Genomic DNA, 16,743 nt, shown 5'->3' on the forward strand with positions numbered 1-16,743 from the left:
ATTGGTTTGTCAATATTTTTCTCGATTGCATTTTGTAGTAATGCAGAAGCTTTTTCTAATAAATCGGTATCTCTCTGTTTATTGATATAACCTTTTAAGAGAAATGAATGTTTACGAAAATTCTTAAGAGCATAATTTTCAATATCATTAATATCAAAGCCTTCCTCTTTAAGAATTTCATCATAGGTACTGGAATCTCCGTCAATAATTTTGGAGATAATTGCCTCGTCTATCTTTTTGATGAAGTTATTTTTCATAATTCAAAACTTTCAATTTTTCTTTTATAAATGGTAACTTGCGATCTAATCGCTTTTTAATATTTGTCAGTTCATCGATCCCGATGCCTAGTAACTCTGACAAGTCGTTTCGTTTCATACCATTAATTATATATGGTTCGAACAATAATAACTCATCATCTGTGGCTCCCATAGCTGTTAATTCATCATGGCATATAGATAATAATGATTGGTAATCGGAATCGTCAAAAGACATTTCGACATCATTATCCATAATTTCAAATGTTTCATTTGCTTTATCAAGTTCAGCATTTAATGTGTTTGAAATAACACTATCTAACGCACTTATTATTTGCTTTCGGAAATCAGGAAACTTATCAAGATACCAGTTCCGACCCCCTTCTCTTAAAAAGGCTTCGATCGTATCATTAATCATGTCTTCAATCATAATACCCCTAAACCCCTTTTGATAATTGTATTTGATTCCAAAAACAGTCTTAAGCCTTATGATAGCGTGTTTGAAAAGAATAGCATAAAACTCCGAAGTGTAAACCTCCTGAAGCGCTCTGCATTTCTCATCAAAAGTTGCAACCTCTCTATTATTTGACTTCATTTATATAGTAATGCTTAAATTTTTTAAAAATTTTCCATAGCGATGGCAATTTATGAAATTTATATAGCATTACAATGTATATGAGAGGTTTAACTTAAACAAAAAATATGAGCAAATCAGCAAATTATTTAATATCTGGCGTGTGGAAGGATTCAAATGATAATATTACACATGTAATGTTGCATCCGGTAAATGATGGAGATTCTTTCAACGCAGGGGTTAAAACCTCAGAAGCAGATACGATAGGATTATTAAAAAAAGGAAATGTTATTAAGACGGTAATATGGGGTTATCCTGGATGGAGTATTAAATCTAAGGTAACATATGTTCAGAGTGCTGGAAAAGAATATTTAAGAAGTGATGCAAATGCTACTACAAAAGATAATCTAGACAATTTAATATCAATGAAAACAATTAAATAATTATAAATATGGATAAGAGTTTACATTTAGATTCGGTAATTAAAACGCATCAAATTACAAAAGAGGAGGGGCTTTTAAATAAGCACAAAGACAAAAACAAGGAAGTTAAAGAGGCTTTACAGCAGAAGTATGAAAGCAATATTTACTCTCCTTTTAATTCTGGTTCCTATGCAAAAAATACTGCTATGAATACCAAATTTGATTTTGATATGGTATGCCCTTTTAAAAGAAATGCGTTTGGTTCTAATGGCACATTAAAGCAGATGTACGAAGATGTTTTTGATTTTTTATATGAGAAATACAAAGATGAGGCAAATGTCAGAAAGCAAAAAGTTTCTATTGGGATTGAGTTTTTTGCAGATGAAGACAGGGATGTTGTAAAAATTGATGTTGTACCAGGGCGTGAATTAAATCAAGATCAATACAAAGATGATGAAAGCCTTAACCTCTACGTTTACTACAAATATGGAAACTTTGACCAAGGCAGTGAAAGAATTAAAACTAATGTACAGGCCCAAATCAAAAATATTAAAGATAGAGCAACAAAAGAAAAAGATTCCATTAGAAAGATCATCCGTCTGCTTAAAGTCTGGAAGAATACCAAGTATAATAACCCTGCGAAATCCTTCTTTTTAGAATTGATTACAATTAAAGCTTTTGACAATAAAGATGTATCGGGGAATTTATGGAGTAAGCTAGAAACCGTATTGCAATATATCCGTGACGAAGTTACCGGCGAAAGTTTTACATTGAAAGATCCAGGAAATGGTTCTAATGATTTAATCGATACTTTAACGACATTAGAGAGACAAACCCTATCTGATGATATGAAGAATATGCTTGAAAGAATTGAGGATAACGATGAAAATATCAAAACGTATTTCCCTGAAAATTCAAAATTTCTTGAGGAAGAAGAAAGTGACAACAAATACGAAAATAAAGGAAACGGATTCTATTCTAATCCACCAAAAAATGAAAGATTCGGTTAAATGATGGACAAAAGACTAAATACAATCCAGCAAATTTTTTCCGAACTAAATGGTATTTCAATTGAGATACCATTTAGTTCGGATTTAGAATTTAACATAGTTGGAAAAATTAAAGTTCCAGTCGAATCAACAGACGATTATTTATTTTTCGATGTTAAGATTCATCCCGAATATCCGTCAAAAAGAATGGATAACGAATCTATTACTTTTTCCAATAGTTCTTATTTAGAGTATGGACATGTAATGGGAGATGGTTCCATTTGCATACATACGTCGCATCAGACCGATTTAAAGAAGAAAATTGAAATCGATATTAGTTCATTAAAAAGATGGATTTGGAAATATTATTTAAATAAAGATAATGATTTACATTATGAGCATTTAATTTTACAGCCTAAAGAATTTAAAGACAATCATTTTTCTTTTCTGTTTACAGAAGTAGACGATATCTTTAGTAAGAAGCAATTTGGTTTTTTCGAATATGCAAAAATAAATAATGGACTATTTCATAAAAAGATTATTCTAAATAACGTTATCCTTGAATTTAGAGATTCTTTAAGTAAAAAAATTGCAGAATGTAAATGGAGTAGTGCAATAAAGCAATTATCTAATAAAAATGTTGGAATATATTTATATTTAGAGAAACCTCCATCAATAATGGGGAAGTTTTCAATAAATAATTGGGAAGATTTAGAAGGCTTGGTTGATCAAAATCTTCACAGTTTTCTTTATAATGTCCAGAAAAACAACTCAAAACTGAAGGGACAACCTATTCCTTTTTTAATCGGTTATAGAATATCTGAAAAAGAGATACACTGGCAAGTAGCTATTTTAGAAATTGGGAAATTTCCAATTGAGTCTTATAAAGAAGACAAAGTATGGAAAGGTGGATTTATTCATGAAGATATTATATGGGGTATCACTAAAAATTGTTCTTATGATTATTTCTTTGGCAGAGGTAGATTAACCGAAAATATTACTAAAAGCAAAATACTTATCATTGGGATAGGCGCAATAGGTAGTATGGTTGCGACAACGTTGACAAGATGCGGCTGTACCAGTATTGATGTAGTTGACTATGATATTAAAGAACCAGAAAATGTATGTCGGTCTGAATATTCTTTTTTAACAGGGATTTGTAATAAAGTAGATGATTTATCCAATGAATTATTCTCAATATCTCCTTTTGTTGAAGTTGGAATAATTAATCCAGTTATGTTTCATATTGACGCAAAAATAGCACAAGGATTGAACAGTACTAATACTAAATTGCAAGAAAAACTACTTCATTATGATATGATTATAGATTGTTCAACAGATAACGATTTGTTGTATATTTTGAGTAATCTTAAACTGAACAAGTACATAACACTATCAATAACTAATAATGCCAAAGACCTTGTTTGTTCAGTTGAATCAAATAGTTATAATTGGGTAATGAATCAATATGAAAATGTTTTGGAAAATGAGATGGAAGATTTACATAATCCAACTGGATGTTGGAGTCCAACATTCAAGGCTTCATATAATGATATCAGTACATTGGTTCAATTTGCCATTAAGCATATTAACATGAAATTGAGTGATGATAGTAAAAGTTTGAGAAACTTTGTTTTAAGTACGAATGAGAATAATATATTTTCAATAAAATTAGATGAGTTTTGACATATAAAATAACTGAATTAGGTTTAACAATGGAGATAGATGATAATTTATTATCTACTATTATTGATATTGGAGTTCAACATTACCCGAATGAGTTTGGAGGCTTCTTAATTGGTAATTATTCACAGACGCAAACCCATTTAAAAATAACAGATACAATTCTCCCAAATAAATATAAAGGGACACCTTACTTGTTCGAGAGAGATACAATAGGAATAGATGATAAATTAAAGCAATTTTACGATGAGGAACCTAAGAAATATTACCTTGGAGAGTGGCATACCCATCCAAACAATTTACCAATACCAAGTAGTACTGATATCAATGCCATTAATTCAATTGCAAATCATCCTGAAGTATCAATTAAAAACCCCTTAATACTGATCATAGGTTACGACAAGACCAAGATTGAACTTGGTTTCTATGTTCAATTTAAAAATAAAATATATAGATATGAGTAATAAAATTAAATTAGGAGATTTATTTAGTGGATTGCAGAACCAAATGGTTGCTCAATTAAACACAAACAGAGAATTTATTTTACATCCGGGCTCAAAAGGAGATTCTTTAGAAAATGTTTGGATAGAATGGCTGAGAAAATATTTACCTAATAGATATTGTGTTGACAAAGCAATAGTGGTTGATAACACTGGAAGTTTAAGTCATCAATTAGACTTAGTGATTTATGATCAACAATATACACCTTTTGTTTTTACCCAGAATGGGATTCATTACATTCCTGCGGAGGGTGTATACGCTGTGTTTGAAGTAAAGCCTGACTTACAAGGTAAAGTCGGAGAAGATAATTTTTTCGAATATGCGGGTAAAAAAATTGAAAGTGTTAGAAGTTTAAAAAGGACTTCTGTCAAAATTATTAATGCTGGAGTTGAAGTACCAGCCCGCCCATTAACGAAAATAGTAGGAGGAATATTAACAAGTACAAATTCATTTACTCATTCAAATAACAATACAATTGAAGGCCATCTGAAAAATCTAAAAAATTTACAGACAATAGAAATGGGTTGTGCAGTAGATTATGGTAGTTTTTACGTTAATTATGATGGTGTAGAAGACATAAGTAGTAAAGATTTTGACAAAAGGATTAATGATTATTATTTAAGCAGGAAATTTGAAAGCATTACTTTTAGTGACAAAGAAAACTCATTAGTTACATTTTTTCTTCAACTCACAAGATACTTGCAACAATCTATCGGAACAGTTGCAGCAATTGATTTAAATGCTTATGCTAAAACTATTGGATTTGAAATTGATCAGAAAATTTAATACAAATTATAGATAAAGCAAAAAAATGCTCAAACCAGAGTCTTAACCTGCAGGATCAGAAATATGGAGTCAGATCGTTTTCAGGAAATTAGAAGAAAGACTGAAGAAACAACAAATCAAAAGTTTCCTCCAACAACTGAAATTGAATAACAAAAATTCCTTATACAAATATGTCTAACTGCATTAAATTTGCCATATGATGATAACTCTACGATACATTTCTATTGATAGGAATGTTTAAGAACTTTTCTAAATCCTCTACAAAAAAGTTCGACATTAGTTCGGGCGTGGCTACTAAGACAAAGCTTCAGAGAAATCTGGAGCTTTTTTTTATTACAAAATCTAAGCCATCAGGCTCATATCCGCCGCCGCGGACAAAGGTTCGAGTCCTGTTGAGACTACTAAGACAAAAGCTTCAGAGAAATCTGGAGCTTTTTTTATTTTTTTATTCCTTCCCGACCTTTTTCAATTTTATAACATCTATAATATTATCAAAGAAAATCTGAGGTTTCAATTGTATTTTTTATTTTTAGTTTGGCTATCAATTTCTTTAGTGTTTCATCTTAGATAAAATTTCCAATCTTTTTAAAACAAAAAAACTTAGATTTAACAGCATTAATTACAAAAAAACATATGAAAAAAGTTATTTGCCTTTTGCTTTGCCATTTGACGCTTCTGTCTTTTGGACAAGAAGCAGCACCAAAAAATAAATTAATCAGAGGGTTTGTTTTTGATAACTCCGAATATGCAAGCATTCCTTTACCAGCTGTTGAAGTTCCTATTGAAATAATAGGAACGGATAGAAAGACAAAAACAGACGATGATGGCAAATTTGAAATTGAAGCAAAAGAAGCTGACGTATTAATTATTCAAGGAGACTTTATTAAAACCCGAAAGATTTTAATTACAGATAAAAACTGCTATGAAATTAATCTCGGTACAGTGACCGGCACTTACTCAATTTCTTTTCAAAGTAAAAAAGCCGCTAGACAAAGTAATAGGTTCTATCGTAAATTAGTGAAAAAATTGTTGGAAAAGATTAAAAGCGGGTTTTATGATTGTGTTGATTAAAGATACATAATAAACATTCCTTCCCAAAAATAAATGTACCTCATGAAAACAATAATTTTTATATTATTAAGTGTTTTTTCAATAGTAAATGGTCAAAATAAAAAGACTAATAGCGCAGTAAGAGATTTTTCTTTAAAAAATTCCCGAAGGTTATACCAAGCGTAAATAGGTAGAGACAATTGACATTTGCACAACTTTTCATAAGCTAGACTACTAAAAATCACGTACTTTTCTTCTCGATTTAGATTTCGAGTGCGAAGTCAGGGGACATTCGCACAGCTTTTCATAAGAACACTTCGAAGATCGCTTTTTTTATTCTTCCAAGTATTCACAGTATTTTAAAAACAGATAATTATTACTTTTAATTATTTCAAAGAATTTGTCGAATGCTGTTTCGTTAGTATTATATAATTTTGATAAATCTGAAATTAATTCTTTTGTTTTATTTTCTTCCAATTTCTCATTTCTATAGAAGCCTAAAAGTGAAGCACCTATTCCAAAAAGTTCAAAATTGTATTTTTCAAATAAGTGTTTTGCTAAAGCGTAATTTTCAAAAGGATTTAGGTCGCTTTCAAAGTAACCATTCGGGAAACCGCAAATTCCTTCATATGGTTTTTCTACAGGAACAATTTTAAGAATTACCTGTTCGTCTAAGTAATCAAGTGGCGTTCGATTAACTTTCTCTAAAATTAAAATTTCGGCTTCGTCAATTGTTAATTTTCTTTCACAAACAGATGTGAAGTCAATGTCTTTTGCTTGTTTCAATAAGTTCTCCTTTCTAATGAAAAACTCAGATGGTGTTGAAAGATAGCCCAAATGTTCACCATCTTCAAAACACGATTTATCAAGCCCTGATAAGTCATATCCTTCTGTTTCGTCAAGATCATTTGAATTTATCGAATGTCCACTTGTATATTCAGCTTGCCCTAAATCATCAAGTGTCAAAATTATTGTCTTATCAGAATTATTTTGTTTATAAGTCTGATAAATTTCAATTAGCTCATCGAAAGATTTTAGATTTTCGATTACAAAACTGTCAAATAAATTTTCCTCACTTGACTGATTCGATGTTAATGGTTGTATTTGCATAGTGTTTGTTTAAAATAGCAGGTAACCTTTTGGTTAATTTTTTGAAGTCAAACCTACAGGAATCATTAAACTGTCTTTATCGTACATATTTATGTAAATTCGTAGAGTATCATCCGTCATATCTTCCCAATATACTTTATAAGTATCAAGTGAACCTTTCATTCCTTTTTCTACATTAGGAGTTTCAAAAAGACAACAACTTCCTTCTCTATAAAATCTAACTGTTTCTCCATTCGGACCTTTCAATGCACTTAAAAATCTTCGTTCATTTTTTGGCCCCATACTTTCGGAACGACCTCCTACCTTAATTGGATTTGATTCAGTAAAACCATAACTCTTATCAGAACTTTGATCAAGCAAGTGAAAGTAATCCAGCTCAACCTGTCCCTCTTTTTTTAAAAGCGCTTTTTCTAATTGCTTTTGTTTACTATTACACGAAAGAAATAATAATAAAATTAAGGAAAAAAATGTTTTCATAGAGAATCTTTTTTTTACAATGTTGGCTAACATTCTGGTACTACAGCAGGTTTGGGACTAAATTAAGCCATTATTCGAATTTGCCACCCGACCGATAGCGAACAGACCAAGCAAATCATCCCATATACAAAACAATTTTTCCACCAAGGCTATTGCCCAAATCCGTTGTAGTAGCTGTTACCTGCTGGCTTTTGTTATTGCTTCTTCAATACTTTTTAGAGCGTTTATTTCTGATTTCATCCATATTTCGCTATCATAACCATTAGCTATCAACCAGTCTTTTAACGTTTCCAAATCTCGTAAGTTATTTAAGTCGGATTGAGCTATAAAAAAAGAACAATATGCTATTTCATTTCTATCCCCAATATTTAACATAAATAAGTCTAAAAGAAACTTACCAGCTCTTGAAACAATCTCATTTTTAATATAAGGTGTCAACATTTTGTCAAATCCAAATGCGACAGACTTAATTAGTATATCTCGGTCGTCTTCATTCCAATTTATAATATCTTCTTTTAAATCTTCCCAATCTTTTTCAGAAAAACTATTAAGTTTATTTTGTATTTCGTGACTTCCACCACCCCAAGACCAATAATCACTATCTACATATTCATTTTTTAATAAATAGTCATAAACTCCTAAAACTCTACAGTTTTGACTTTTAGTTTTTGAGTGCACTTTAAAATTCTTCTTCCATTTTTTTATTTCTGGGTGACAAAATCCGTTCTGCATTTTTGAATATAATTCTTGGGCTAATAGTCTTTTTTCATTATCGTACTTGACTTCAAATTTTCCATCAATTCCGTAGGCAACACAATCAGATACAATATTTTGTTCCAATTCACTCCAATTAGAAAAATCATCAATAAGAGAATTCCAATCATTCTCAGAAAGTTCAATCAAAATTCTATGCAATTCTAAGTTCTCTTTTGATTCCCAAGTTTTAGATTCTATGTTATTTTTTACAAAAGAATATATCTTCAGAATATTCTGATTTGAACTTTTAAAATTTGAAATTAGTTTTTCCGTCATTTTGTTTAAGCTTGCAGGTAACGTTCTGGTACTACAGCGGGTTTGGGATTAAATTAAGCCCATTCTTCGGATTTGCCAAATCATTCCAAATACAAAACCATCTTTCCATTAAGCCAATTCCCCAAATCCGTTGTAGTGGCTGTCATGGGCAGTATTACCATTCCCGCCACTCTTCGGTTATATCTTCGCCTTTTGGGTTATAGCCTTTTTTTTTACCTGCTGAAATAATGATTTCTGCAATTTGTTCTCTTTCACCAGTCTCAATAAGTTGATATCCACATTTTTTATTGAGTTCGTTTAACTCTTGGATTTTTGACTTGATTATTTCAATTCCATCTTTTTTTGAGTTACTCTTTGCGATTCCTAAAATATAGCTTTGCAAAATTATTACACATTGATTTACATCTTTCTCGGTATAGTCTGGATTGGCTGCATTCATGTAGTTAATCATACCTGTTTTAAGAGTTTCAATATTAATCAGTAAGTCTTGATACTCTTTTGGAACATCAGATTTTTTAAAATCAGACTTGTTAGAATTCTGCGCACATGAATTAAAGAAAAAAGCTAAGAGTAGAAAGGTTTTTATTCTCATTGTTTCTATTTAAACGAAAGGTTGTCTAATATTGTGCACAACGTTCCTGTACTACAGCGGGTTTGGGACTAAATTATGCCCATTCTTCGGATTTGCCACCCGAGCGATAGCGAACAGGCGAAGCAAATCATCCCAAATACAAAACAATTTTTCCATTAAGCCTATTGCGCAAATCCGTTGTAGCAGCTGTTAGATACAATGCTTTTTAGTTTAATATACGTGTTAGTGCTTCAAAACGTAAGATTCTGTTTGATTTTTGATTAGTTCCTTCTTTAGATCTTGATTTATAATCGTTTATAATCGGAATATGTTTTTCAAAATGCTCACTTAAAAATAATTCTGAATCATAGTTATCAATAAAACTTCTGTATTTTTCAATTTGAATATCGGTTATAACCTTGCCTGAAATAATTACACCGTAAATAAATGTAAATAATGAATAAAGATGTACTTTACCATTTAAAAAAGATTTTCTAAAATCATTACCATCTATTATTTTATTTATCTCATTAGTGATTTTTATAAACACTTCTTTATCTTTATCTTTATTTGGATATTCTTCATTAAATAATTCGTAAACTCTATTGATGTTTTTTGAAGTAATTTCCTCGTCTATTCCAAGTTTCATAAATGTTAGAAGATTGCTTACAAAAGTAATATCTCTCATTCTTCTTCTATCTGCTAGTCCAAATAAATTATTGTCTTCCCAAAATGGAAGTTCTGATAGTTCAGAGGCGAGTAACATAAATTCTCCTTCAAACTCAGCATTTCTTAACTCTTGTGGATTCAAAGTCATATTTCCACTATTTAAACGTAAAAACATTTGAACGATTTTTTCTCTTTCCACCTGAGTTCTAACAATTCTAATAGAGAATATATATGACCATATTGCCTGTTTATGTTTGTCATTAAGGTCTGAAAAGAAACAATTTCTAATTTCAGAAAATATACCTATTTCTGAATCTAAGGAACCTTCTTTCAGTTTATAACTATTTTGAATAAATTGAAAAACAGCACCTGTTCTTTGCTGTCCATCTACAATTGAATATTTTGTATCACCAGTTTCTGAATTTGTACCGGTATTCCATAAATAAATTTCAGGAATAGGTGAGCCAATTAAAATAGTTTCTATTAATTTTATTTGGTTTTTTTCAAGCCAGACATAGTTTCTTTGAAATGTATTGTCTACAGAAATCAAACCTTTAGTATGAAGGTCAAATAACCATTTTGTGCTTTGTGGTTGTATGTCAATTTGCTCAATTAGCTTCATTTAGATTTTGTTTTAATTTTTTTATTCCATTTATATGATATGATTCTACTGACTCCCAATTAGCGTAAATCCTATAATTTATATCACAGTAAATTTTATATTCCAATTGTAACTGAGTTTTAAATTCAGATAATTTTCTTTGCCAACTTTTTAAATCTTCATTTTCAAAATGTGGGTCATCATCTTTTACACTAATAAATTTTCTAAAGATATTAGATGTCATATTTGAATAATTATTTATTTTTTGATTTTGTGAAATTTCATAAAATGCAGACCAAAAATAGATATAAAGCTCATTTGAGACCAACACAATATCAAAATCTGAGTTTTCATTAAATTCTTTAAACTCTTTAAGCGGAGAAAAACTAAATTTTGTTTTCGCACTTCCAATAATCGAAATGTTATGAAAATGAATATTTAATTTAGAGGAAATAAATTTTTTAAATTTATCATAATAGAGTAGTGGATCTTCATCAACAATATTATTTTGAAAATACCATACGTCTTGACCTAGAAGATATTTATCGTAAATTTCTTTCTCGGTATTACCTTTTATAAATGTTGTTATTTCTTCTACTGTCATATTTATATCCTTGATAACATTGTGCCTAACTTGTATATATGTCTAACGACACCCGACTCATCTTCCCTAAATTGGGTCGACATGTCTGACAAATGTCAGTAATTATTTGTTCTCAAAAATAGGATTTTTATTTCATAAATCATCAAATGGGCTTTTTATTTGTTGAATATTTTTGCACTAACATGGGGGTAAATTTCGGTGGTTTTGCTGCTTTGATGACCAAATAATCCTTAAATACACTTAAATCAGTTCCGCTTTCAAGTAAATGGGTAGCAAAGCTATGGCGCAACCAATGCAAACTTATAGGTTTTGTTATGCTAACTTTTTTTAGTACCTGTTTTAATACACTTTGCAAACTTTTTTCAAGACAACTCAATTTAAATTCACAAAGCAATATCTGATTTAGATTGCGTTTGCGAAGTCAGGAGACATTCCCCTCATTATCTTTTATCTATTTCACGTATCTTATCCAGCAACTCCATTTCATCCTCAGGAAGAAGCTGTAAAACAATTTCAAGTAAGATTATTAAATCAATTGCGATTCCAGAGGAAATATCATTTTTAAGTAAACTAATACTTGTTTTAAGCAAAGAAGAAACCATTAGATTTAATTCATAATAAGAAGACAATTTTATTGGTACACTAAGCGAATTATTATTAGCATCGGGGTTTAGTTTTGTGAAAAATTCCATGTTACTCATTATTTTTTTAAGATTCTCTAATTTTTCAGTTTCAGCTATTTCCATGATATTTTATTATTTTTATTTGCATAGTTCAGGAAGTTTTTACAATAAAATAGGAACGTATATGACTAGACTTATACGTTCCTCCATTTATGACTGTCTATTTACAAATGCTAATAATTAAAGCAGCAAACACAGGTTCGAGTCCTGTTCCCGTAAAATCAAAAAGCTTCAGATTTCTCTGAAGCTTTTTTCGTTTCTAAACTTTCGTTGAAACTTTTATATTCGTTACGTTCATGGGACTATCTCAGCACAAACTTATCTTTATTTGTTAGTTTTCCTTTATCAAATACATTAACAAAATGAATTCCTTTTTTAAACTCTTTCATTCTAATTTCATGTTCAAATTTCAATGAATCATTTGGATATTTTACATTAGAAATATAACTGTAATTCAAAACAGAATTTCCAAATTTGATTTCCTTATTTTCACCCAATATATTATTCTCACTATCAATAACCTGAACATAATATTTTTTTTTCAAAGAAAGCCCCGAATTTAAAAACCCCACTATTGTAAAAGAAATTTTTAAGATATTTACTTTTTTTGCTTTATCAGTAACTGTAAATTTTCCTCTCTCTTCTTTAAAAGACTGTACCTCAAGGTTAGTCAATACGATTTCGTTGCTGTTTTTTTGTATTTCCTTCAAATAATTATTCCAAGCAATGAGAGTGTCATTTTTTTTCTTCACACTACCTAAAATCATTTTTGTACTGTCTCTTTGCATTTTATACAATTTCGCAATTTTTGATAGTTTTATTTTTTCTTTTTGCATAAGAGAAACAATGCTTTTCAATCGAAGTACTTCTTTTTTATATTTTATTATAACTACAGCATCAACATTAGTATTCTTTATTTCATATAATAAATTTTCTACTTTTTGCTTTTCGTTAATCAATTCATCTTTATAATAAATATTTTCGGAAATAGCAGTTTCAAGTTCTTTTTTTGATTCTATTAAATTCTTTACCAGTTCTATTTTTTCTACTTTTAAATCATTAGCTACTGTTTGAGCATATACATATTGATTGTAAGAATACCCCAATATCCCAAATAATACAAAACTATTTAAATTTTGAAGAGAAGCAATAAACATTTTATCTATTTTAAAAGTTGCACTGCAATTTCATTTTCCTGAAGAATTGCATAATCAAGAGCCGTTTTACTAAACCTATCTTGTATTGTTTTATCCGCTCCTTTATCAAGTAGAATTTTTATTATTGAATCAGCGCCAAAAGTTGCTGCAAAAATTAGTGCCGTTGCTCCATTGTAATTTCTTTGATTTATGGCTGTATTATGATTCAATAATAGTTGAACCATTTTATCCAATCGTTTAAAGCACACTCCCATAAGTGCCGTATTCCCCATTTTATCCTGAATGTTAGGGTTCGCCCCTTTTTTTAACAACAATTCGGCAGCTTCAAAATTGTCGTTATAGCATGCTATTATTAATGCAGTACTCCCTCTTTCATCCGCTCTATTAATATCTTCAACTAACAGCTTGTTCAATAGTTTGACATTATTGGTACGTGCAGCTGTAAAAATATCTTCTTGAGCAAAAGTTATAAAAGATGTAAATAGCATTAAAAGCAAAATATGCATATTGTGTTTTGTCTTCATTTTCTTGATGTATTATAAATTAGTATAGCCATAAAAACTATTGATTTAGTTATGAGTGAAGTAGAAAAAAAGGAGTTCATTTAATTAAAAATTGAACTCCTTTTTTAGAGTGATATTACTTCTAAATGTATATCTGAACTGTTTATCTTAAAAACATTTTTTCTACATCCTCTCTAGATAAACCAAGTTCCTTTGCCAAACGTTTTCCATAATCAGCATCAGCCATATAAAAATAACCAACCATTTTCTTAACCACATCTTTATTGGCTACACCTTTTAAATCACCCGATAGATTACTTATAAGATTTTGCTTTTCTTTTTCATTTAGAGAACGATAAAATTCACCCGCTTGTTTAAAATCGTTCGGCTTACTAATTTTTTGTTGAACAGTAGTTGTATTCACAAAGCTTGATTTTGAATACTGATAATTTTCGTTATCGATAAAACCATTTTTAGAAGCACTAGGCTCATAGTTAATATCTCCATTTCCTTTCTTTGTAGAAAAAGCACCATCTTGATTATTAGAAACTACTGCTACTTTAGAGGCATTTATAGGTAATTGCTGAAAATTTGCTCCTATCCTGTATCGTTGTGTGTCAAAATAAGAAAACAAACGTCCTTGTAATAACTTATCTTCTGATGGTTCTATTCCGGGTACTAATGTTCCTGGTGAGAATGCCGACTGTTCTACTTCCTGAAAGAAATTATCCGGAACTCTGTTTAATGTCATTTTCCCAACCAACTGTAAGGGAATCATACTTTCAGGCCATACTTTAGTAGGATCTAACGGGTTGATATCCGATTTATCAAAGTCACTAGGTTTTAATAATTGTACATAAAGTTCCCATGACGGATACTTCTCCATCTTTATGTTTTCATATAAATCTACTGTAGCGTGCTGAAAGTCTTTTCCTTGCATTTCGGTAGCTTCTGCAGCTGTTAGATTTTTTACGCCTTGTAGAGATTTCCATGTATATTTTACGTAGGTGACTTCGCCCCCATCATTAACCCATTTAAAAGCATGTACTCCAGAACCATCCATTTGTCTGTAATTAGCAGGTATTCCGTAATCAGAGTAAACACGTGTAAGCATATGTGTTCCCTCAGGAATGTTACTAAAAAAATCAAAAACTCTGCTTGCATCCTGCTTATTAGTTACAGGAGATGGCTTGAAAGCATGCACCATGTCAGGAAATTTAATCGCGTCACGAATAAAAAATACAGGCAGATTATTACCTACCAAATCATAATTCCCTTGATCTGTGTAAAATTTAGTAGCAAATCCTCTTGGATCTCTCAAAGTCTCTGGCGAACCTGTACCGTGTACAACAGTAGAAAAACGCACAAAAACAGGAGTCTTCTTCCCTTTTTCAAATAATGAAGCTCTTGTATAGCCTGAGAAATCTCCTGAAGCTATAAATTCGCCATAAGCTCCTGTACCTCTGGCATGAACTACTCTTTCTGGTATGCGTTCTCTATCAAAAGAAGCCAGTTTTTCGATTAAATGAATATCCTCTAATAAAACCTGTCCGTTCTGACCGATTGTTTTTGAATTTTGATTATCGCCAACAGGAGTACCTGTATTAGTTGTAATCTGCTTTTGTTGTGCCATTATTGATATTGATGACATAACCAAAGCATACAGAATTGATCTTTTTTTCATATAGCATTTTGTTTTAGAGGACAAATGTATATGAGCACATTTATAAATTCAAACTGATAAAAACAATGTTGACATAGGCAAAACCTAACACCTTGGATGCATATTGATTATAAGATATAACCTGTAAAATTGCTGCTTTTTTTGTCACAAAAAGTTTAGGAGCTCTATCTTCATTTACGCTACTTTTAGTACTTTTTTAGATGTTTACATAATGTGTTAAACAACGTTTCCTAAACTACTGCTCAAACTTTACCGAAAGAGCGTGATCCGAGTGACTAATTTTTCCATTAACATAGATAAAAAAAACATTGCTTATCAAAATGGTATGTATTGGCAGTGCTTTGGTATCTGGTATCGCTAGTCTAAGTTTTAATTTTGTCAGATATAAATTTTAAAATAAAAATAAAATGAATAAGGCATTATTATTAATTGATATACAGAAAGAATATTTTGAAAACGGAGCATTAGAACTTGTAAATCCTATTGCCGCAAGTGAAAACGCCAAGAAACTGTTGGAACATTTTAGAAAAGAAAATGGGACTATTATTCATGTTCAGCATATATCCGGAGAAGGTGCTCCCATTTTTGTTCCCGGTACAAAAGGAGTGGATATTCATGAAAATGTAAAACCGTTAGCAGGAGAAAAAGTAATTACAAAACAGTTTCCTAATAGTTTTAGAGAAACAGATTTACTAGAATATCTTCAGTCAAAAGAAATAACACATTTGGTAATTGCAGGAATGATGACTCATATGTGTATTGACGCAGGAACAAGAGCTGCCGTTGATTTTGGATTTGAATGTACTGTAATTGGAGATGCCTGTGCTACATTGAATCTTCAAATAAATGGTCAGGAAGTTAAGGCTGCAGATGTTCATAATGCATTTTTGGCGGCACTGGAATTCTTTTATGCAAAAATTATAACTACAGAAGATTATCTGCTGTCGTAAAATAAAGGGCAAATAAAGAATCACTTTTATAAAATGAGCTGTAATTTATTGCAGCTTATTTTTTTTCGTTGGAAGTAATTTGTAAATGAAGTTGTAAATTTGCTTTAATTATAACCCGTTGAGTGCAATTACTGCGTCTATTCGCTTCGCTCGGGTCGTGAAAAATTTATTTAACACATAGAAACATAGATTTTATGTGTAAAAAAGAGTCCAAAAAGAAATATATTTTTTCACATAGCTAGTCCCGATCCCGAAGCATCGGGACGGGATGCATTTAAAACAAGTGAAACGCCTTTTTTGTGCGTACAATACCTATGTTTCTATGTGTTAAGATTAATTGCGCCCAACGGGTTAATTATAATATTTAAGCACCTCTTAAAGAAAGTAATAAGGAACAGATTCCAATACATTAACTAATTAAAAAAATGAAAACGGTCAAATTT

General features: G+C 30.6%; 20 protein-coding genes. 7 read left to right on the plus strand and 13 right to left on the minus strand.

All coding sequences use genetic code 11. The annotated features are described in order from the left end of the window. Positions 1–257, minus strand: a 257-nt coding sequence (locus B8T70_RS20635; protein ID WP_133059418.1) for a hypothetical protein, incomplete at its 3' end; no start/stop codon positions are given. Then, the gene (locus tag B8T70_RS20640) at positions 247–849 is read right to left on the minus strand and encodes a hypothetical protein (protein ID WP_086896066.1); all 603 of its coding nucleotides are present in this window, start codon (positions 847–849) and stop codon (positions 247–249) included. The genes B8T70_RS20640 and B8T70_RS20635, both read right to left, overlap by 11 nt. 107 nt (positions 850–956) lie before the next feature. Between B8T70_RS20640 and B8T70_RS20645 the strand changes: the two genes are divergently transcribed. The 6 genes from B8T70_RS20645 (at position 957) to B8T70_RS20670 (ending at position 6,280) form a co-directional block, all read left to right on the plus strand. Beyond that, entirely contained in the window at positions 957–1,271 is a 315-nt protein-coding gene (locus tag B8T70_RS20645; RefSeq protein WP_086896067.1) for a DUF3892 domain-containing protein, read from the plus strand. Between the two features lie 8 nt (positions 1,272–1,279). Further along, positions 1,280–2,260: a nucleotidyltransferase gene (locus B8T70_RS20650; protein WP_086896068.1), complete on the plus strand. Its 981-nt coding sequence runs from the start codon at positions 1,280–1,282 to the stop codon at positions 2,258–2,260. Then, entirely contained in the window at positions 2,261–3,925 is a 1,665-nt protein-coding gene (locus tag B8T70_RS20655; protein ID WP_086896069.1) for a ThiF family adenylyltransferase, read from the plus strand. It begins immediately after the preceding gene. Beyond that, complete coding sequence (locus tag B8T70_RS20660; protein ID WP_086896070.1) at positions 3,922–4,386, plus strand: Mov34/MPN/PAD-1 family protein; 465 nt, start codon at positions 3,922–3,924, stop codon at positions 4,384–4,386. Before B8T70_RS20655 ends, B8T70_RS20660 begins: the two co-directional genes overlap by 4 nt. Next, the gene (locus B8T70_RS20665) at positions 4,379–5,209 is read left to right on the plus strand and encodes a DUF6602 domain-containing protein (RefSeq protein WP_086896082.1); all 831 of its coding nucleotides are present in this window, start codon (positions 4,379–4,381) and stop codon (positions 5,207–5,209) included. The genes B8T70_RS20660 and B8T70_RS20665 overlap by 8 nt, the downstream gene beginning before the upstream one ends. A 633-nt stretch (positions 5,210–5,842) precedes the next feature. After that, entirely contained in the window at positions 5,843–6,280 is a 438-nt protein-coding gene (locus B8T70_RS20670; RefSeq protein ID WP_123912137.1) for a hypothetical protein, read from the plus strand. Between the two features lie 312 nt (positions 6,281–6,592). On the opposite strand, the gene B8T70_RS20675 is transcribed toward B8T70_RS20670, so the two are convergent. The 11 genes from B8T70_RS20675 to B8T70_RS20725 all read right to left on the minus strand — a co-directional run bounded on the left by B8T70_RS20675 (position 6,593) and on the right by B8T70_RS20725 (position 15,350). Then, on the minus strand, positions 6,593–7,369 hold the full coding sequence (locus B8T70_RS20675; protein ID WP_086896072.1) for a hypothetical protein: 777 nt from the start codon (positions 7,367–7,369) through the stop codon (positions 6,593–6,595). Between the two features lie 33 nt (positions 7,370–7,402). Continuing rightward, positions 7,403–7,846, minus strand: a complete 444-nt coding sequence (locus B8T70_RS20680) for a 2-dehydro-3-deoxyphosphooctonate aldolase (RefSeq protein ID WP_242667531.1) — start codon at positions 7,844–7,846, stop codon at positions 7,403–7,405. 177 nt (positions 7,847–8,023) lie between these two features. Beyond that, positions 8,024–8,878, minus strand: a complete 855-nt coding sequence (locus B8T70_RS20685; RefSeq protein WP_086896073.1) for a hypothetical protein — start codon at positions 8,876–8,878, stop codon at positions 8,024–8,026. Positions 8,879–9,032: 154 nt separating this feature from the next. Continuing rightward, positions 9,033–9,470, minus strand: a complete 438-nt coding sequence (locus B8T70_RS20690) for a hypothetical protein (protein WP_086896074.1) — start codon at positions 9,468–9,470, stop codon at positions 9,033–9,035. Positions 9,471–9,675: 205 nt separating this feature from the next. Then, positions 9,676–10,740, minus strand: coding sequence for a DUF262 domain-containing protein (locus B8T70_RS20695; RefSeq protein ID WP_086896075.1), 1,065 nt, complete (start codon positions 10,738–10,740; stop codon positions 9,676–9,678). Continuing rightward, positions 10,727–11,323 carry a hypothetical protein gene (locus B8T70_RS20700; RefSeq protein ID WP_086896076.1) on the minus strand — a complete coding sequence of 199 codons (597 nt, stop codon included), beginning with the start codon at positions 11,321–11,323 and terminating at the stop codon, positions 10,727–10,729. The genes B8T70_RS20695 and B8T70_RS20700 overlap by 14 nt, the downstream gene beginning before the upstream one ends. 142 nt (positions 11,324–11,465) lie before the next feature. Next, positions 11,466–11,717: a tyrosine-type recombinase/integrase gene (locus B8T70_RS20705; RefSeq protein WP_369827412.1), complete on the minus strand. Its 252-nt coding sequence runs from the start codon at positions 11,715–11,717 to the stop codon at positions 11,466–11,468. A gap of 46 nt (positions 11,718–11,763) precedes the next feature. Continuing rightward, positions 11,764–12,069 (minus strand): hypothetical protein, encoded by a 306-nt coding sequence (locus B8T70_RS20710; protein WP_086896077.1) that lies wholly within the window; start codon positions 12,067–12,069, stop codon positions 11,764–11,766. A gap of 239 nt (positions 12,070–12,308) precedes the next feature. Further along, a complete protein-coding gene (locus tag B8T70_RS20715; RefSeq protein WP_086896078.1) occupies positions 12,309–13,163 on the minus strand; it encodes a hypothetical protein in 855 nt (284 codons plus the stop codon). Positions 13,164–13,168: 5 nt separating this feature from the next. Next, complete coding sequence (locus tag B8T70_RS20720) at positions 13,169–13,687, minus strand: ankyrin repeat domain-containing protein (protein WP_242667533.1); 519 nt, start codon at positions 13,685–13,687, stop codon at positions 13,169–13,171. Between the two features lie 142 nt (positions 13,688–13,829). Next, positions 13,830–15,350: a catalase gene (locus B8T70_RS20725; RefSeq protein WP_086896080.1), complete on the minus strand. Its 1,521-nt coding sequence runs from the start codon at positions 15,348–15,350 to the stop codon at positions 13,830–13,832. 407 nt (positions 15,351–15,757) lie between these two features. On the opposite strand from B8T70_RS20725, the gene B8T70_RS20730 reads away from it, so the two are divergent. After that, complete coding sequence (locus tag B8T70_RS20730; RefSeq protein ID WP_086896081.1) at positions 15,758–16,300, plus strand: cysteine hydrolase family protein; 543 nt, start codon at positions 15,758–15,760, stop codon at positions 16,298–16,300. Positions 16,301–16,743 lie beyond the last annotated feature (443 nt).

This window comes from Flavobacterium sp. AJR (assembly GCF_002156885.1).
Classification (GTDB): Bacteria; Bacteroidota; Bacteroidia; order Flavobacteriales; family Flavobacteriaceae; genus Flavobacterium.